The 19,059-nt window shown below is 43.6% G+C and carries 17 protein-coding genes and 1 tRNA gene; 17 read left to right on the forward strand and 1 reads right to left on the reverse strand.

Features of this window, described 5'->3' with window-relative positions; genetic code table 11:
* The first annotated feature begins 84 nt into the window (after window positions 1-84).
* From glmU to ACRPI0_RS16035, 14 genes are all read left to right on the forward strand, one after another.
* Window positions 85-1,458: a bifunctional UDP-N-acetylglucosamine diphosphorylase/glucosamine-1-phosphate N-acetyltransferase GlmU gene (gene glmU, locus ACRPI0_RS15970; protein ID WP_432353754.1), complete on the forward strand. Its 1,374-nt coding sequence runs from the start codon at window positions 85-87 to the stop codon at window positions 1,456-1,458.
* A gap of 15 nt (window positions 1,459-1,473) precedes the next feature.
* Complete coding sequence (locus ACRPI0_RS15975; protein ID WP_432353755.1) at window positions 1,474-2,433, forward strand: ribose-phosphate diphosphokinase; 960 nt, start codon at window positions 1,474-1,476, stop codon at window positions 2,431-2,433.
* 104 nt (window positions 2,434-2,537) lie between these two features.
* Window positions 2,538-3,173 carry a 50S ribosomal protein L25/general stress protein Ctc gene (locus ACRPI0_RS15980; protein ID WP_432353756.1) on the forward strand — a complete coding sequence of 212 codons (636 nt, stop codon included), beginning with the start codon at window positions 2,538-2,540 and terminating at the stop codon, window positions 3,171-3,173.
* Window positions 3,174-3,250: 77 nt separating this feature from the next.
* A complete protein-coding gene (gene pth / locus ACRPI0_RS15985) occupies window positions 3,251-3,814 on the forward strand; it encodes an aminoacyl-tRNA hydrolase (RefSeq protein WP_432353757.1) in 564 nt (187 codons plus the stop codon).
* 84 nt (window positions 3,815-3,898) lie between these two features.
* Window positions 3,899-4,096 carry an anti-sigma-F factor Fin gene (locus tag ACRPI0_RS15990; RefSeq protein WP_432353758.1) on the forward strand — a complete coding sequence of 66 codons (198 nt, stop codon included), beginning with the start codon at window positions 3,899-3,901 and terminating at the stop codon, window positions 4,094-4,096.
* A gap of 80 nt (window positions 4,097-4,176) precedes the next feature.
* Window positions 4,177-7,710 (forward strand): transcription-repair coupling factor, encoded by a 3,534-nt coding sequence (gene mfd / locus ACRPI0_RS15995; protein ID WP_432353759.1) that lies wholly within the window; start codon window positions 4,177-4,179, stop codon window positions 7,708-7,710.
* Between the two features lie 82 nt (window positions 7,711-7,792).
* Window positions 7,793-8,329, forward strand: a complete 537-nt coding sequence (gene spoVT, locus ACRPI0_RS16000) for a stage V sporulation protein T (protein WP_432353760.1) — start codon at window positions 7,793-7,795, stop codon at window positions 8,327-8,329.
* Window positions 8,330-8,454: 125 nt separating this feature from the next.
* Window positions 8,455-10,050, forward strand: coding sequence for a putative polysaccharide biosynthesis protein (locus ACRPI0_RS16005; RefSeq protein WP_432353761.1), 1,596 nt, complete (start codon window positions 8,455-8,457; stop codon window positions 10,048-10,050).
* A 4-nt stretch (window positions 10,051-10,054) separates the two neighbouring features.
* On the forward strand, window positions 10,055-11,527 hold the full coding sequence (gene mazG / locus ACRPI0_RS16010) for a nucleoside triphosphate pyrophosphohydrolase (RefSeq protein WP_432353762.1): 1,473 nt from the start codon (window positions 10,055-10,057) through the stop codon (window positions 11,525-11,527).
* Window positions 11,514-11,804: an RNA-binding S4 domain-containing protein gene (locus ACRPI0_RS16015; protein ID WP_432353763.1), complete on the forward strand. Its 291-nt coding sequence runs from the start codon at window positions 11,514-11,516 to the stop codon at window positions 11,802-11,804. Before mazG ends, ACRPI0_RS16015 begins: the two co-directional genes overlap by 14 nt.
* Before the next feature lie 85 nt (window positions 11,805-11,889).
* Window positions 11,890-12,186 (forward strand): sporulation protein YabP, encoded by a 297-nt coding sequence (yabP, locus tag ACRPI0_RS16020; protein ID WP_116015502.1) that lies wholly within the window; start codon window positions 11,890-11,892, stop codon window positions 12,184-12,186.
* A complete protein-coding gene (gene yabQ / locus ACRPI0_RS16025; RefSeq protein WP_432353765.1) occupies window positions 12,183-12,650 on the forward strand; it encodes a spore cortex biosynthesis protein YabQ in 468 nt (155 codons plus the stop codon). Before yabP ends, yabQ begins: the two co-directional genes overlap by 4 nt.
* A 56-nt stretch (window positions 12,651-12,706) precedes the next feature.
* Window positions 12,707-13,126, forward strand: a complete 420-nt coding sequence (locus ACRPI0_RS16030) for an FtsB family cell division protein (RefSeq protein ID WP_432353767.1) — start codon at window positions 12,707-12,709, stop codon at window positions 13,124-13,126.
* Between the two features lie 130 nt (window positions 13,127-13,256).
* On the forward strand, window positions 13,257-13,685 hold the full coding sequence (locus ACRPI0_RS16035; RefSeq protein ID WP_432353768.1) for a S1 domain-containing RNA-binding protein: 429 nt from the start codon (window positions 13,257-13,259) through the stop codon (window positions 13,683-13,685).
* Between the two features lie 559 nt (window positions 13,686-14,244).
* On the opposite strand, the gene ACRPI0_RS16040 is transcribed toward ACRPI0_RS16035, so the two are convergent.
* A tRNA-Met gene (locus tag ACRPI0_RS16040) sits at window positions 14,245-14,318 on the reverse strand.
* A 257-nt stretch (window positions 14,319-14,575) separates the two neighbouring features.
* On the opposite strand from ACRPI0_RS16040, the gene ACRPI0_RS16045 reads away from it, so the two are divergent.
* Genes ACRPI0_RS16045 through hpt form a run of 3 tightly spaced genes read left to right on the forward strand, consistent with a single transcriptional unit; the run spans window position 14,576 to window position 19,019 of the window.
* On the forward strand, window positions 14,576-16,996 hold the full coding sequence (locus ACRPI0_RS16045; RefSeq protein WP_432353769.1) for a SpoIIE family protein phosphatase: 2,421 nt from the start codon (window positions 14,576-14,578) through the stop codon (window positions 16,994-16,996).
* A 27-nt stretch (window positions 16,997-17,023) separates the two neighbouring features.
* Window positions 17,024-18,427, forward strand: a complete 1,404-nt coding sequence (gene tilS, locus ACRPI0_RS16050; RefSeq protein ID WP_432353770.1) for a tRNA lysidine(34) synthetase TilS — start codon at window positions 17,024-17,026, stop codon at window positions 18,425-18,427.
* 49 nt (window positions 18,428-18,476) lie between these two features.
* Window positions 18,477-19,019: a hypoxanthine phosphoribosyltransferase gene (hpt, locus tag ACRPI0_RS16055; protein WP_191691782.1), complete on the forward strand. Its 543-nt coding sequence runs from the start codon at window positions 18,477-18,479 to the stop codon at window positions 19,017-19,019.
* The last annotated feature ends 40 nt before the right edge of the window (window positions 19,020-19,059 follow it).

Below are 19,059 nucleotides of genomic sequence, written 5' to 3' on the forward strand. Positions count from 1 at the left end.
CTTCAAATTGTCAAGTAGGAATAGTTGAAAAAACATGCCAGGTCAGATATAGTCTAATATGAAAATAAAGATGGGGGACAGCTCATGACACATACATACGCAATTGTCCTGGCAGCAGGCCAAGGCACGCGCATGAAATCGAATTTATACAAAGTGCTTCACCCAGTTTGTGGGAAACCTATGGTAGAACACGTGATTGATCACGTGAAGGGAATTGGAGCAGATCGAGTTGTAACAGTCGTGGGACACGGTGCTGAACTTGTAGAAGAGACGCTAGGTGAAAAGAGCGAGTATGTCCTTCAAGCGGAACAGCTCGGAACAGCTCATGCAGTTCAACAAGCAGAAGCGCTACTTGGTGATTTAGAAGGCACGACACTTGTTATTTGTGGGGATACACCACTCATTCGTTCAGAAACGATGGCTTCACTCGTTCAAGAACACAAAGAACTCGGTGCAAAAGCAACCATTTTAACAGCTATTGCAGACAATCCAACAGGATATGGTCGTATTATTCGTGGTGAACAAGGTGAAGTGCTTAGAAATGTAGAGCAAAAAGATGCGACACCTGAAGAGCAAGCGGTTACTGAAATCAATACTGGTACATACTGTTTCGATAACCGAGCACTGTTTGATGCGCTTAAAAAAGTGAAAAATGACAATGCACAAGGTGAATACTATTTACCAGACGTTATGGGAATCCTTCAATCTGAAGGGGCGCTTATCGGAGCGCACGTTTCAGGTGACTTCAGTGAGACACTAGGAGTGAATGACCGTGTCGTGCTCGCACAGGCAGAAGCGGTCATGCGCGATCGAATCGCAGAAAAGCATATGCGTAACGGTGTGACAATCATCGCTCCAGCAACGACCGTGATTAGTGCAGATGCAGTAATCGGTCGGGATACGGTGCTTCTACCGGGAACAATAATAGAAGGTCATAGTGTCATTGGAGAAGAATGCGTCATTGGACCGAATAGCCATATCGTAAACAGCGAAATCCGTAATCGCACGACTATCCACTCATCGGTCGTGAAGTCCAGTAAAATTGGTTCGGAGACGTCTGTCGGACCGTTCGCTCACGTCCGTCCTGAAACGGATCTCGGTGACCATGTAAAAGTCGGTAACTTTGTTGAGATAAAGAAATCTTCCTTCGGTGAAGGCAGTAAAGTATCACACCTTAGTTATATCGGGGATGCGGAAGTAGGTTCTTCTGTTAATATTGGATGTGGATCCATTACGGTCAATTATGACGGTAAGAACAAATTTAAGACAATCATTGAAGATGAGGCCTTCATCGGCTGTAATTCAAACTTAGTAGCTCCAGTCACAGTTGGCAAAGGGTCATACGTGGCAGCTGGTTCAACAGTGACGAAAAATGTACCCGAAGACTCACTTGCAATCGCACGTGCTCGCCAAGAGAACAAAGAAGGATACGCAACAAAACTAAACTCTAAACGATAAAACAGGAGGTCCATCATGGGCAATCACTATCCAAATAGCAAACTGAAACTATTCACTTTAAATGCAAACGAACCTTTAGCGCAAGAAGTAGCTGACGTCATCGGCCGACCACTCGGTCAATGTTCTGTAAAGCGTTTCAGTGATGGAGAAGTTCAAATCAATATCGAAGAAAGTATTCGTGGATGTGATGTCTTCGTAATCCAGTCAACTTCTAATCCAGTCAACGATAACTTGATGGAACTTCTTATTATGATTGATGCATTACGACGTGCATCTGCACGTACAATCAATGTAGTAATGCCTTACTATGGATATGCTCGTCAAGACCGTAAAGCACGTTCACGTGAGCCAATCACAGCGAAGCTTGTTGCAAACCTTCTTGAAAAGGCAGGCGCAGATCGTGTAATTGCTATGGATCTTCACGCTCCACAAATCCAAGGCTTCTTCGATATTCCAATCGACCACTTGGTTGCTGTACCTTTACTTTCGGATCACTTTAAAAACCGAGGATTCAAAGGCGATGACATCGTTATCGTTTCACCGGATCATGGCGGAGTGACACGAGCTCGTAAAATGGCAGACCGTTTGAAAGCACCAATTGCAATTATTGACAAGCGTCGTCCAAGACCAAATGTCAGTGAAGTAATGAACATTGTAGGGCAAGTAGACGGCAAAATCGCAATCCTAATCGATGATATTATCGATACAGCTGGTACAATCACTGCTGGTGCGAGTGCTTTGATTGAAAGTGGTGCAAAAGAAGTCTATGCTTGTTGTACACACCCAGTATTATCAGGACCTGCTATTCAACGTATTAATGATTCACAGATTAAAGAATTAGTCATTACCAATACAATTGAGCTTCCTGAAGACAAAAACTCACCTAAAATCAAGCAATTGTCAGTTGCAAAACTTATGGGTGACGCAATTGTACGTGTGTTCGAAGAGAAATCCGTCAGCACGTTGTTCGATTAAATTGACAACTGTCCAGCTGTGATCATGTATTTAATGTTTTGGAACGTCATGTAAGGGGTATTTACTATGTAGGATAACTTTTAATAAAAAAGGGGACTAATCATATGAGTACAGCATTACAGTCAGAAAAACGAGAACTTACACCACAGTCAGGATTACGTCAATTACGTCATGAAGGAAAAGTTCCTTCTGTCGTATACGGATTCAATACGGAGTCAACTTCAATTAGCGTAGAAGAACGAGACCTTATTAAAACGATTCAACAGCATGGCCGAAATGGTGCATTCAAATTGGACGTTGATGGTAAGAAAGTAGATGTCATGTTGAGTGACTACCAAGCTGACGTGTTAACTGGGAAAGTCGAGCACGCAGACTTCTTGGCTATCAATATGTCCGAAGAACTTGAAGTAGACGTTGCAATTCAATTAACAGGACAATCTGTTGGTGAAAAAGCAGGTGGCGTTGTTCAACAGCCACTATGGGAAGTTAAAGTTAAAGCGAAACCATCTGATATTCCTGAGCATATCGAAGTAGATGTGTCTAAATTGGATATCGGTGAAACAATCCAAGTCTCAGATATGCGTGAAGGTGCGAAGTACGAAATCCTAAACGAAGACGAAGAGATAATCGTTCTTATTTCTGCTCCACGAACTGATGCAGAACTAGAAGCACTCGATGAAGAGACTTCTGGTCCAACAGAAGAGGTTGAAGTTGTAAACGAGAAAGACGAGGAAAAATAATACTTACAAACAGCGCGCGGCATCCCGTGCGCTTGTTTTCTGTTTAACGATTTTTTTGAAAGAAAGAGAGTAGTTAAATGAAAATGATAATTGGACTCGGGAATCCGGGTAAACAATATGCAACTACGCGTCATAATGTGGGCTTTCAAGCAATTGACTTACTAGCAGAACAACTTAATGCACCTGTTATGCAAACGAAGTTCAATGGAATGATTACAACTGTTTACGTGGGGACAGAGAAAGTCATGCTCGTGAAACCACTAACGTTCATGAACCTATCGGGAGAATGCGTGAGACCACTCATGGATTATTATGAGATCGATGATGACGAAATTGTCGTAATTTACGATGATCTTGACCTTGTTCCAGGAAAACTACGTCTACGAGCTAAGGGCGGTGCCGGTGGACATAACGGCATGAAATCTTTAATTGCCCATTTAGGAACGAATGAATTCAATCGTATTCGTATCGGTGTTGGCAGACCAGATGGTCCAATGAGCGTTGCAGATTATGTACTAAGTTCTTTCGGTAAAGATGAGCAACCCCTAATTCAAGAAGCTGTAGAAAAGAGTGCTGCAGCTACACGTGCATGGGTAAATCATCCGTTTCTTGAAATAATGAACGAATATAACGGTGCGTAAGCATAAGTAAGCCCTGAATGGCCTATACTTGTACAAAAAGAGGCGATCTCAAGGGTGATTTCTTATCGTTGTAAACATTGTCGTATGGAAGTCGGTTCAATCCCATTCGCATCCGTTAAGGAAACGATTCGGGACTTACAGAAGGCTGATGAAAAAAACACGGAGCGCTTCATTGAAGTGACAGACCGTGGAAAACTTGAAGTTCGCTGTATTTGTGAACAGTGTGAGCGTACGATGCACGCGTCTCCAAACTATTACACAGTTGAAAAGTGGCTTCAGTGAGAAGCCGGGCTTTGGCACCTATTTAAGGTGTGCAAAGCTTTTTGTGCTTATGCATTTCAGTAAGAAAGGGACGGATTCGAATGGATTCACTACTAAACTATTATCAAACGACAGGGGAAATCGAGCGGTTAATAGGTGAACTCCAACAAGGGCACGATCGGCAATTGCTGACAGGCCTTACTGGGGGTGCAAAAACACTACTCTTTCAAACATTGCAGCAAGATACAAGTCGTCCTCTGCTAATTGTTTCACCGAATATGTTGCAAGCGCAGCGTACATATGAAGATCTTGTCAAGCTGCTAGGGGAAAGTCGCGTTCACTTGTATCCTGCAGAAGAACTCGTTGCTGCAGACTTCGCATTTGCCAGTTTCGAATTGCGAGCGGGTCGTATCGACACACTTAATCATATGGCTACGGAATGCGAAGGTATCTACATTACGCCAGTAGCAGGATTGAAAAAAATTGTCCCTTCAAAAGAACGTTGGGAAAGCAGTACTTTATCCGCGGCAGTTGGGGATTCTATCGAAATGGATGAGTGGCTTCACCGTCTTACTAGTATGGGATACACCCGCCAAGACATGGTTACAGCCCCAGGTGAAATTGCACTGCGTGGCGGTATCTTAGATGTCTATCCACTGACTAGTGAAGACCCAATACGTATTGAACTTTTTGATACGGATATCGATTCCATCCGTACGTTCTCTGCTGAAAATCAGCGCTCTACAGGAAAACTGCAGCAACTCACGCTTTTACCTGCAATGGAATTTACTTGGTCTGCACAGGACCTCCACCAGATCGCTGACAAGTTGGAGAACGCCTTGTCGAAAAGCTTGAAGAAAGTGAAGGATGAGCTCGTTAAAGAAAATCTACTCCTATCTATATCAGGAGATATTGAGCTAATGCGTGCTGGTGTTCAACCTGAAAACATGGTGAAGTATGCTGGTTTTGCAACCGAACAAGTGGCAGAACTCGGAAGTTATTTACCGTCAAATGCTTTAGTTCTGTTCGATGAAATCAATCGTATTCAAGAAACAGCTGCAACGCTTGAAAAAGATGAAGAAGAATGGCGTATGTCGTTGTTGGAAGAAGGAAAGATTGTCCACGATGCTAAATTATCCGTATCTTTTACTGAAGCTCATGCAGCGCTAAACACACAAGCGATTTATTTGTCGTTATTCACAAGAAGTCTGCCAGGAATTACGGTAAAGGAAATTATCGCGTATTCTTGTAAACCGATGCAACAATTCCATGGACAGATGAATTTGTTGAAAACGGAAATGGAACGATGGAAGCAAAATAATTATAATGTGTTCATCCTCGCAGAAGGAAAAGAACGTGTTGACCAAGTACACTCTATTCTTCGTGATTATGATATCGAAGCGACAGAAAATGGCGTAGCGACAAGAGAAGGTGTGATTACGGTATTGGATGGTAGCATCCATGCAGGCTTTGAATTCCCAATGCACCGCTTGGTTGTCATTACCGATGGCGAGTTATTCAAAGGAAAACCGAAACGGAAAACTCGTCCTCAAAAGGCGTCGAATGCAGAACGTATTAAAAATTATTCAGAGATTAAGCCTGGCGATTACATTGTGCATGTCAATCACGGAATTGGTAAGTACTATGGTGTTGTCACATTAGAAGTTAGTGGAATCAGTAAAGACTACCTCGATATTCGATACCGTGGTGAAGATAAACTATTTGTACCAGCGGACCAAATAGATTTAATTCAGAAATATGTAGCATCGGGTGAAAAGGAACCGAAACTTCATAAACTGGGCGGCCCTGAGTGGAAAAAGACCAAAACGAAAGTGACTGCTGCAGTGAAAGACATTGCAGATGATCTCATCAAGTTGTACGCCGAGCGTGAAGCACAAAAAGGCTTTGCGTTTTCAGAAGATGACGATCTCCAGCAGTCCTTTGAAAATGCGTTTCCATATGAAGAGACGGAAGATCAGCTTCGTTCAATTGTTGAAGTGAAGCGAGATATGGAAAAAGAAAGACCGATGGATCGGTTGCTGTGCGGGGATGTTGGATACGGAAAAACTGAAGTGGCAATCCGTGCAGCATTTAAAGCGGTAACAGACGGGAAACAAGTTGCTTTCCTCGTCCCGACTACCATTTTAGCGCAGCAACACTACGAAACAATGAAAGCGAGATTTACAGATTTCCCTATAGAAGTCTCGTTATTAAATCGCTTCCGGTCGAAGAAAAAACAAACGGAAACGAAAAAGGGCCTTAAAAATGGAACGGTTGACGTAGTCGTTGGAACGCACCGTCTTCTTTCGAAAGATGTCGTCTATCGAGACCTGGGTCTTTTAATCGTCGATGAAGAACAGCGTTTCGGTGTCACACACAAAGAGAAGCTAAAACAGCTGAAGACCAATGTCGATGTGCTCACGCTAACTGCAACTCCAATACCTCGGACGTTGCATATGTCGATGATTGGGGTACGCGACCTGTCAATCATTGAAACACCGCCTGCCAATCGTTTTCCTGTGCAAACTTACGTTATGGAAAATAATCTAGCACTGACACGTGAAGCAATCGAGCGTGAGATGTCGAGAGGTGGACAGGTTTTCTATCTCTATAACCGTGTAGAAGATATGGCGAAAAAGGTGGATGAAATTCGACAGCTTGTCCCAGAAGCGCGGGTTGGATTTGCGCATGGTCAAATGGGAGAGGCTGCGTTAGAAGAAGTCATACTAAGTTTCCTTGAAGGAGAATATGACGTTCTAGTTACAACGACCATTATTGAAACAGGAATTGATATACCAAACGTCAATACGTTGTTAGTCCATAACGCCGATCGTATGGGGCTTTCGCAGTTGTATCAGTTAAGGGGGCGCGTTGGTCGTTCAAATCGCGTAGCGTATGCGTACTTCCTCTATGAGCGAGATAAGGTACTTACGGAAGTCGCTGAAAATCGGCTTCAGGCGATAAAAGAATTTACAGAGCTCGGATCAGGATTTAAAATCGCTATGCGTGATTTGTCCATTCGCGGAGCAGGGAATTTACTTGGATCCCAGCAACACGGATTTATCGACTCTGTCGGATTTGACTTGTACTCTCAAATGCTTCAAGATGCGGTCGAAGAGAAGCAAACAGGCATTTCTAAAGAGGACCGTCCCGATCTCGAGATTTCACTTCCAATCAATGCGTATTTACCGGATACGTATATTAACGATGGCTATCAAAAGATCCAAATGTATAAACGTGTCAAAGCGATTGAAGTTGAGGATGACTTTAACGAGTTATGGGATGAAATGACAGATCGTTTCGGTGATCTGCCATTTGAAGCTGAATTGCTACTGCGTGTTGGGCGCATTAAAGCATGGGGGAAATCTGCTGGTGTCCTGTCCATCAAGAAACGGGAACCTATGATTGAAATTCGTTTTTCATCAGAAGGAACCGCCAATATCGACGGGGCAAAACTTGTATCTGAAACAATGGTTTACGGGCGTGCAGTTGGCTTCACGATGGACAACGGGAACCTACTGATAACTGTCGATGATCGCCAACTAGGTAAACAAACTGAATTTGACATATTAGAAGCGGTAATGCGACTTTTACAAGGCGCCTCTAAAGAAACACAAGAAGTCGATGCCGAATAGAACCATCACTGCATAAAATGCCCATCCTTGAACCATACTGAGACCGTAGCGCGGATTTCAATTGGAAAGTGAGGCATCATGCATGAAGGCAACCGGTATCGTCCGCAGAATCGATGACTTAGGAAGAGTGGTCATCCCAAAAGAGATTAGACGAACACTTCGGATTCGCGAAGGGGATCCACTCGAAATTTTTACGGACCGTGATGGAGAAGTTATTTTAAAGAAATACTCCCCAATTTCAGAGTTAGGCCAATTTGCAGTAGAATATGCAGAAACGTTGTATCAGACGCTCGGCACGCCGACACTAATCAGCGATCGCGATGAAGTAATCGCAGTGGCGGGACTTGCTAAGAAAGATTATATGAATCGACAAATTTCCGCGGACGCAGAAGAAATGTTAACGCAACGCACCATGATAACGGAAAAGATGGAAAAGACGATTGAATGGGTTCCGGGTCAAACTGAGCAAGTGAAATCGTATTGTGTCACACCAATCGTCGTAAATGGGGATACCATTGGAGCAATCTATCTATTTTCCAAAGTCCATTTCATCGGTGAAGCGGAACAAAAAACAGCGGAAACCGCAGCATTATTTTTGGCAAAGCAAATGGAACAGTAAGGCGCCTGCACAACCTGGGAAAATCAGGGTGTGCGGGTTTTTTTTGTGTCCGTTTCAGTCAGGCTGTCGTTTCAATCATCCAATGGTATAATGAACACCATCTACAACATGAAAGAGGATTCAGTATGGCAGCATCAGAGTGGAATATGAAAGCATTCATGAAAGGCGCGTCAATTCTTACAATTTCCGCCTTGATTGTAAAACTCTTAGGGGCAATCTATCGGGTCCCTTTTCAAAACCTAGTCGGTGATAAAGGATTTTATATTTACCAGCAAGTGTATCCCTTCGTTGGGATTTTCATCATCTGGACGACGTATGGGGCTGCGGTTGGTATCTCTAAGCTATTGGCAGATACGCAGATTCCAGAAAAACGACGTGCTATATTAAAACTATCTTTCATCTATTTGAGTGTCTTGAGCGTCATCGCTTTTGCAGCACTCTTCCTTGGGGCTCCTGTAATTGCTTCCCTAATGGGCGACATAGAATTAGCACCACTATTGAGGACGGGTGCTTACGTCCTGCTTGTTATGCCATTTCTCGCTGTGTTTAAGGGAACGTATCAGTCTCGAGGAGAAATGATTCCAATCGCAGTCTCTGGTGTCGGGGAGCAAGGAATCCGTGTTGCGATTATCCTCATTGGAACATGGCTAGCGGTGCAGTCACAAGCATCCCTATACGAAACTGGAACAATAGCAGTTTTCGGGGCAGTCGTGGGGCAGACCGCGGGCGTCGTTATTCTCGCACTCTGGAGCTGTAAATCATATAAGGCTCCTTTTGTCACGGTGTCTCTAGACAAAAAGCAAGTAATCAAAGACCTTACGCTCATCAGCTTAAGTGTCAGTGCAAGTTCGCTAATTATACTGATGTATCAAATGGTCGATGCTTTTACAATTTTGAACCTCTTAACGAACTCTGGTCTACAAGAGGAATCCGCCATGACGTTAAAAGGGATTTACGATCGAGGCCAACCACTTGTACAGCTTGGTAGTCTCATTGCAACTACACTTGCGATGGCTATTGTGCCACTCATTGCGCATCATACAGCGATATCTGGTGGTCGAAGTGCGTGGCCGTTTGTGCGATTGACATTCCGAGTTGCAATTTTGTTCGGTTGGGCTGCAGCTATAGGTCTTGCTGTATTGCTGCCGCAAGTGAATGTGTTATTATTTGAAACAAATGAAGGCTCATTTGCACTCGCTGTGTTTTGTATCCAGATATTCTGGTTGTCGCTCGTATTGCCTTTATGTGCGATCTTGCAAGGAGCAGGATCTGGAAAAATTCCAGCTGTGCTGCTTCTCATCGGACTTAGTGTGAAAATCGTGGCGAACGTATTGCTCGTTCCTCGATTTGGTATCACGGGCGCCGCATTTGCTGGCAATATCGGGTTTGCAGTAACAGCAGTAGGTTTGCTCGTCTACTTTAAACGGTTATGGCCAGAGCGTCTTGCGCCTGGACGATTTTATGGATGGATTTTGATAGCAACGGTTGCGATGCTTGCTGTTGTCGAGTCGTGGTTAACTATAAGTAATACGTTACCTGCAAATCTCGGTTCTAGACTTGGCGCTGCACAATCTGCATTACCTGCAGTTGTGTTAGGGGCCACTGTGTTCCTTATACTTGTTATGAAGTCTCGTGTCCTCGCAGAAAAGGACTGGTACTTGTTGCCGTTTGGTAAGCGATTGGCACAGGTACAATTATTATTGACGAAAAAGAGAAGGTGATGGCATGTATCCAATTACGATTGTAGGACTTGGTGCCGGTGAGCTAGATCAGTTGTCCGTTGGTGTTTACCGAAAACTAAAAGCGGCACAGACACTAGTAGTCCGGACAGATCAGCATCCAGCTGTGGACGAATTGAAGGCTGAAGGCGTACTTATGACGAGCTTTGACAATATATATGAATCCCAAGACGCATTTGAAGCGGTTTACGATGAAATCGTTAAGGAACTGTTAACGATCGCGGAAGAAAAGGCTGTGACGTATGCGGTTCCGGGTCATCCTCTTGTTGCAGAAAGAACGGTACAACTACTGATTGAACGGGAAAAGGCGGGTCAAGCGGTACTTGAAATTGCAGGCGGTAATAGCTTTTTAGATCCCATCTTTGCAGCTCTTAGAATTGATCCAATTGAAGGGTTTCAGCTTGTAGACGGTACTGAATTAAGACAAGATGATATACAAATGCGCCAGCATGTACTGATTGGTCAAGTGTACGACTCGTTTGTTGCTTCAGACGTGAAGTTAACGCTGCTTGAGAAGTATGCAGTAGACCATCCGGTGACGATTGTGACAGCTGCAGGAACTTCTGCTGAAGAAGTTCGCACAGTGCCGCTTGTTGAACTGGATCGTGAAACACGTATTGATAACTTAACGACGGTGTACGTACCGCCCGTTATCGAGCAGACAAATCGATTGAAGGAATGGCAGACATTCCGTGAAATCATCGCTAAACTGCGGAGTCCTGAAGGGTGTCCGTGGGATCGTGATCAGACTCATGAATCGTTGAAGCGATACATGATTGAAGAAGCACATGAGGTGTTGGATGCGATTGATCGCGAAGACGATGACGCTCTAATTGAGGAATTAGGCGATGTGTTGCTTCAAGTATTCTTGCATGCGCAAATCGGTGAGGACGATGGGTATTTCACAATAGAAGACATTTTGCAGGCAGTCGGTGACAAAATGATTCGGAGACACCCACATGTATTTGGAGAAACTGATGTGGCAGATGCTGAGGAAGTCATGAAAAACTGGCAAGATATTAAGAGTGAAGAGAAACCTAAAAAGGAATCTTTGCTGGATGGACAAGCATTATCCAGCTCTTCTCTTTTAACTTCGTTCAACTATCAGAAGGCTGCAGCGCGTGTCGGATTCGATTGGCCAGATGTAGCAGGGGCTTTTGAAAAGTTCGAAGAGGAATGGCAGGAATTTAAAGACGAAGTGGCGAACGGAACTCAAGACTCCCGAACAGATGAGCTTGGAGATGTCTTTTTCACGCTCGTCAATATTGCTCGGTTCTTAAAATTGTCTCCGGAAGAAGCTATGCAGCACGCGAATCAGAAATTTAATGACCGATTTTCTTATATTGAGTGCTCCGTTGCAACTGGACGAGGCTCTTTTGACGACTACTCGGTGGATGAACTAGAAGAGTTTTGGCAACAAGCGAAACGAAAGGGAGGAAAACAGGATGAGACTCGATAAATATTTGAAAGTGTCTAGGTTAATTAAACGCAGAACCTTAGCGAAACAAGTAGCCGACCAAGGTCGTATCACAATTAACGGTAAAGTAGCGAAAGCATCATCAGACGTTGCACCAGGTAATGAACTTGCAATTCGTTTCGGTCAAAAGATTGTCACGGTCGCGGTAAACGAATTAAAAGCTTCTACGAAAAAAGAGGATGCAACATCGATGTATACAATTCTTAAAGAAGAAAAGCTTGAAAAAGTAGACCCGGAATTTGTGGATGACGAAGACTAAGAAAACATGACAGGAACTTTCCTGTCATGTTTTTTGTTGGGGTTGCATAGGATGGCAGTGTACAAATCAGACAGGGGGACATACTATGCAAATTCAAACTGAAAGCCCAGCTTACACAATTCCATCCGGTGATCACGTCGTGACCATGCGGAACCGTAAACGAATGGATCTCACATCTGTTAAAACGATTGACCGTTTTGACCAAGAAGAGTTTTTAGTCCGCACATCGCAGGGGATGCTTACAATTAAGGGAGAAGAATTACGCATCGTTCACTTGGATGTCGACAAGGGACTTCTCACGCTCGAAGGAACTGTCGCGACACTTCAGTACGATGAAGAAGAGACAGGCTCTCGTAATTTCCTCCATAAATTGTTCGGATGAGCATAACTGCGCAGTTTGTGAGCTTACTCGCGATGATTGGAACAGGAATCATCGCAGGTGCATTCATGGATATGCTTGGCGCTGGAATTGCGAATACAGGTAAGACTTCGATTATCCGGAAACGAGCCATCTGGCTTGAAGGGATTGGTTGGATTCTTACCGGTTGTTTCGCCTTTGCGGTATTGTTTGTGTTCAGAGATGGGGCGTGGCGGATGTACGACCCGCTCGCCCAACTGTCAGGATTGCTGTTATATGCTGCTGTTTTCTATAAACCTTTTCGTTTGCTTGGTAGAGTTGTAATCATCTTACTCATCCGTCCAGTTCTATTGGTGTTTAAAATCCTATTCTGGTTCATCCGATACGTTTTCCGGCTTGTACGTGGCTTTTTTAGGCTTCTTAGCCAGCCCTTTCGATTCATCTATCATCGACTTTTCAGATATCGCTTCAAAAAAGTTACAAAGTAACGTATACTATATACTTAAGATATCTGTAAAATTGTAATTGAGGGGATGTGCAGGAGATGGAGCAAAAGGCTAGGAAGTTTTCTTCCTCATCGGTTGCGTCAATTGAAACTGAATATGTCCGCTCCATGCAACGAAAAGAGGATTGGCGACGGAAGCAAAAGAAACGGCTGAAGATGAAGCTAATGGCTTTTGCACTCATTATCGTAGTCACTTTCGGAGGCATTGCGAGCTATAATCACCAACAGAAAGAATTGTTGGCCTCAAAACAGCAAGAAAAGCAGGAATTGATTGAACAGCTAGCTGTGACGGCAGGCGAACAAGAACAGTTAAAGCAACAGTTATTAAAGCTTGATGACGAAGAGTACATTGCAAAGCTTGCGCGTAAGGAATACTTCGTTTCGAATAAGAACGAAATTATTTTTTCTCTTCCTGAAGGGAAGAAAAAATTGAACAAAAAAGACGACGGAAAAGAGTAGTCTTATTGACACTCTTTTTTTGTTGGATATAATGAAAGTAGGAATCTTGCCGCGGCAAGACCCGTAAAAAACGGTTGCTAGACTTCTGAAACAGAAGTCTGCTTAAATTCTAAGGAGGAGCATTTTTTTTATGTCAATTGAAGTAGGCAGCAAACTAGAGGGTAAAGTGACAGGGATTACAAATTTTGGAGCATTCGTTGAATTGCCGACAGGCGTTACAGGACTTGTCCACATCAGTGAAGTGGCAGACAACTACGTCAAAGATATTAATGATCATTTAAAAGTCGGAGACATGGTTGAAGTGAAAGTCATGAACGTCGGTTCTGATGGCAAGATCGGTTTGTCGATTCGGAAAGCAAAACCGGAATCCGAACAACGACCGCAGCGCCCACAGCGCCCGTCACGCCCTCGTCAAGGTGGAGGAGGACGTCCTCCTGAACGTCCTGAGAATTTCGAAACGAAAATGGCGAAATTCATGAAGGAAAGTGAAGAAAATCTAACGACACTTAAGCGAGCAACTGAGTCGAAACGCGGAGGACGCGGAGCACGCAGAGGCTAAAAGTGTTTTAGATCGGTTGGAAACGACCCTTTTGAGCTGTTTCAATACAGAAAAAAATGTCTTATAGATAAAAGCTGAGGAGTGAGCGCAAACTTTGCGCAACCTCGGCTTTTTTTGTTGTGTAAAAAACGAGAAGTGGATGTGATTATTACCTCACTCACTTGGAGCAACGTAAAAGCGGTTGCCACCTAATCTCGCGACCAATCAAGAGAACTTAGGCGGGGCGCTCATAAAACAGGAAAAACGCTTATAAAAGGTAAAACGTGATCATAAAACACAGAACGTGATCATAACTAAGGAAAAGCGCTCATAAATCACAGAAAGCGATCATAACCAGCTGAAACCGCTCATAAAGTTCGAAAAGTGATTATAACTCCACTCACGCGGAGCAACGTAAAAGCAGCTGCCACCAAATCTCGGGACCAATCAGGAGAACTTAGGAAAGTCCTTCACAAACAAAGGAAGTAGAGTTTACAAGCGCCACCCCCACCATACAGAAACCACACAAACACAAAAAAGGACTTGTCTAAGTAGACAAGTCCTTTCCAATACGTTTTTATGGCGGCAGAGGGGATCGAACCCCCGACCTCACGGGTATGAACCGTACGCTCTAGCCAGCTGAGCTACGCCGCCGTTTAAATGTTCGGCAATGTGAAGCTCACGACCTTACTTATCATACAGACTATTTACCGAACTGTCAACGGGTTTTCAGTATTTCTATACAATTCCTTATCTATTCAACTTCACTCTACTTATTCTGACTTTTCACTTAGAAAGAAAACATCCCCGTATACCGTCGAAATCTTTTTAGTACCTGGTGTCAGGAACAGACAAATTATTAGATAACGGGCCTGTATACTAACGTCAATAGATCATAGGGGGAATGAGAAATGAAGATGATCAGTAGTAATACAGAGAGAACACTATGGCAACAAGTCCAAGGTATGTTTGGGTCAATCTTACAACGGAAAGTACACTTATTGACGACATTATTATTCACAGTTGGGTCGTTCTTTTTATCTCAGGCAGTGTTATTTGATTCAGCGGTTCCATTTTTCTTACCGGTTTGGGCGTTGGCTACGATGCGTTATCCGAAGTACATGTTGCCAGTTTTCATTGGAGGAATTAGCGGAAGTCTATTCATTGGCTTAGGACAAGCGATCATTTTCATATTGCAATTAATAGTATTCAGCCTCGTCATTAGACATCCATTCACGCGGAAATCCATACCACTTACCGTAGCGGGAACTGTAATTCTCACACAAGTGTTTTGGCAGCTCATTATGTATGCAGGACAACCACCTATGAACGTACAAATTGCAATCGGTTTTGAGGCATTACTCGCTTTACTCATGACAGTCTTTCTATTCATTGCGTTTCCGCAAGTGGATAAATTATTGTACACACCTTGGCGAGCCGAACAATTAGGAGCAGCTTGTATCGTTGCAGCTATGGCTACAACAGGCATGAATAACTTGGTAATCGGCTACATTTCAGTTCCCGGGCTATTACTCTACACTGCAATCTTAATAGCAGCACTTGCGGGGGGTGTCCTGTTTTCAACAACAATCGCCATGCTAATTGCTGCGATTACTGGGATGGCGGAACTCTCGTTTACCGGGATGATGACGGTTTATGGAATGACTGGGTTTGCTGCAGGTTCTATGAAGGGATTTGGAAAGTTAGGTGTCGCAACGGGAGGTCTCTTTGCATCTGTCTTTTTCCTATTATATGATTTGACATTGCCTCTTGATGAAACACATTTTGCGACAATTGGTGCAGCAACACTTCTATTCCTTTTGATTCCGTCAAAACGGCTTGAGTCTGTTCGAGATGTATTGCTCCCGGAGCAACAGGATTTATCCGAAAAGCGTCAGCAGTGGTTAACGCGTAGGTTGGATGAACAACTTACAGACTTTCAGCAATTTGCTTCGTTCATGTCCACGATGGTAAATGACCAGTTCCCGGCTCAGGAATCCCGCCAAATGGAACAGGTGAAAGAGACACCTAGTGCTTGTAGATCGTGTTTCCGATATACGAAATGCTGGGAATCTGGAGACGACAGCATGCCCAATCTGCTTTCTGAATGGGAAACAACGTATTCCGCCACAAAGAAAGCGGCACGTCATCGAGTAGAAGAAAAGATTCGGTATAAATGTGTGCGTCATACGGGGATGTTAGAAGAGTTGGAAGAGCGTGGTGCGGATCGATTACTAATGGGGCAATTGCAACATGGACGCAAAATGCTCGCATTACAATTACGTGATATGAGTACCCATTTGGAGAATATGATGAATGAAATCAAAGAAGATGTGACAATATACCGCCCTTCTGAAGAAGAGCTTGGTAAATGTTTGCAAGCGCAAGATATCGATTTCTTCCAAATCGATATTCTATCTGAAGAAAAGGGCGCTATGCGTATTGTGTGCTCCATTCCGGAAAGACGTTCTTCTTTTGAGACAGATACAACTGTCGCGGAACGACTCATTTTACCGATCCTTGAAGAAATGTACCAGGAACCATTCCAAGTGGAAAAGGCACTTATGAGAGAACAACCGTTTGCTCACTTGCAACTAACGTTCACGTCAGCAGTTCGTTTTTCCATGCAGTATGGTGTCATGGCAACATCAGGAGGCGGTTCGTTTTATGCAGGAGATGCCTATGAAGTTTTCCCAATCCACGACGGGTTGACGGCAGTATTGTTATCAGATGGAATGGGACAAGATATGAATGCTTATTACGAGAGCCAGAAAGTCATCCGGTTAATGCGTGAATGCCTGGACCGAAAAATGGGTCCTGAGACTGCGATGCATACGCTACATTACATGATGGCGTTAAACGGTTTAGATGATATGTATGCAACGTTAGATTTAGCACTTGTCGATTTGCAAGATGGTCGTTTATGGTCGTGGAAAGCGGGATCTATGAGTACGTATATTAAGCGGGGAGAAGAGTTTCTACGTGTCGATAGCAAAGCCGTTCCGTTCGGATTTTTACCTTCATTCACTGTTGAAGCAAAGAACGAAGAATTGAAGTCGGGCGATATTATCGTGATGATGACGGATGGAATGTTCAATGGAGATATCCCGCTCGAGCAACAGGAAAAGTCATTATGGCAGATGCTTGAGTATCATGCAGAGCTTGAATGTGACGCACTTGCAGATAGAATCATGGGAGAAATGGAGCGTAAATATAAAACAACGGCAGATGACCGTACTGTGTTGGTGATGAAAATGGATCACATCGTACCGAGATGGTCGAGTGTGAAAGTACGTACACCCTCACTTTTTCGACAAAAAGTGGTAGGATGAAGGGAGAAAATGGCGGAGGTGATGTAGGTGAAGGATAATCGATTCGGAAAGGTTCTAGCCTTCATCCGTCAAGAACAGTTGGTGCATAATGGAGATCGGGTGTTAATTGCGTGCTCAGGAGGTGTGGACTCAGTCGCACTTCTCTACTTTTTCTATGAGCACCGTATAGATATGAACATTGCACTCGGAGTAATTCATGTCGATCACTGTCTGAGGGGAGAGGAATCCGCAATAGATGGAAAAGTCGTTGCAGATATTTGTGAACAGCTTGCAATTCCATTTTACGGGAAGACTCTCCCTGTACCGGATTTACTGGCAGCAAACGGTGGAAATCTTCAAGACGTCTGCCGAAGAGGCCGCTATTCATTATTTGAAAAAACCATGTTAGAAGAAGGGTATACGAATCTTGCGATAGCCCATCATGCGGAAGACCAATTGGAAACGATGCTAATGCAACTCGCACAAGGTAGACGGCCGCGGGGAATGCCCACTCACCGAACTTTTGGCGGTGGGCAGCTGATTCGACCACTTTTACCTCTCATGAAAAAAGATTTGTATGAATACGTGGACTTACGCAACCTTCCGTATAGGGAAGATCCGAGTAACCAAAAAGATGATTACACACGCAATCGCTACAGGCATCATATTGTTCCCGTGTTGTTAACTGAACACGAGTTGGCTGCGGAGAATTCGGTACGTGTGGCGACTGCTTTACAGGAAGATGATGCATTTCTCACAGACATTGCTAAGGAGCATCTGGAACGCCTACTAACCTTTACGGATACTGGGATACCTGTTATCCATTCAAAGGATTTTCGCTCTATGCACGTAGCTTTACAAAAGAGGGTCGTTCCTCTAGTATTAAAGTATCTTTACAATGGGCAAACTATACCTGCGGTTTATAATTCTGATTTGGTAAATCAACTCATTTTTCAATTGTCTGAAGACGCTGGAAGCGCATCTATTAGCCTTCCGAATAAGTGGATTATGCAAAGAGAATATGGGGTTTCATCATTTGTTCGAGACGAAGAGGAAGAATCGAGTAATCGAATCATCCCATTTCCACCGAACGAATGGATTCATTGGGGTCAAATGAAATTGCGTTGGTGCAAGGCCTCAGCTGCTAATGTAGCCGCGCTTGTTGGCGTAACCGACTGGCGTTATTTTCAATTGGAAGAAGAACTTCCTTCTATAATCCGATCTAGACGATCTGGAGACCGTATCCAATTGAGTGGGATGGACCAACCTAAACGAGTGACTCGACTACTGATTGATGAGAAAGTAAATCAATCGGAACGAGATCGATTGCCTATTATCCTAAATGGACAGGGTCAGGTTTTGGCAATTCCAGGTATTCGTTACAGCGCAACATTCACTAAAAAACCGTCTGCTGAACAGGCGTACATACTGATGATGGTCTGGCCTGAATGACAGCGTATGTCATTTGAACAGACTTACACATTCTAGGAGGAATTTTTTCATGTTGGAAAAAGATATTCAAGAGGTTCTCATCTCTGAGGAACAACTTCAAGAAAAGGTCGCTGAACTTGGTAAGCAGCTAACAGAAGAATACCAAGACAAGTTTCCACTAGCAATTGGCGTGTTAAAAGGTGCATTGCCATTCATGAGCGATCTTATTAAACGGTTCGATGCCTACATAGAGCTCGACTTCATGGATGTTTCTAGCTATGGAAACGCAACAGTGTCTTCAGGTGAAGTTAAAATCATCAAAGACTTGAACACAAGCGTAGAAGGTCGCGATATTTTAATTGTTGAAGATATTATTGATAGTGGAAAGACGCTCAAGTATTTAGTGGAACTATTCAAGTATCGGAAAGCGAAGTCTATTAAGATTGTTACGCTTCTGGACAAGCCGACGGGCCGCAAAGTCGATTTAAAAGCAGATATGGTTGGTTTTGAAGTACCAGATGCGTTTGTTGTGGGTTATGGACTTGACTATGCAGAGAAATACCGTAATCTTCCATATATCGGCGTATTGAAAAAAGAAATTTATACGACGTGAGTGCTTTTTGAACCCTTTGACAAAAGTGTGAAAGAAGACC

It is taken from the genome of Sporosarcina sp. A2 (assembly GCF_050858885.1).
Classification (GTDB): Bacteria; Bacillota; Bacilli; order Bacillales_A; family Planococcaceae; genus Sporosarcina.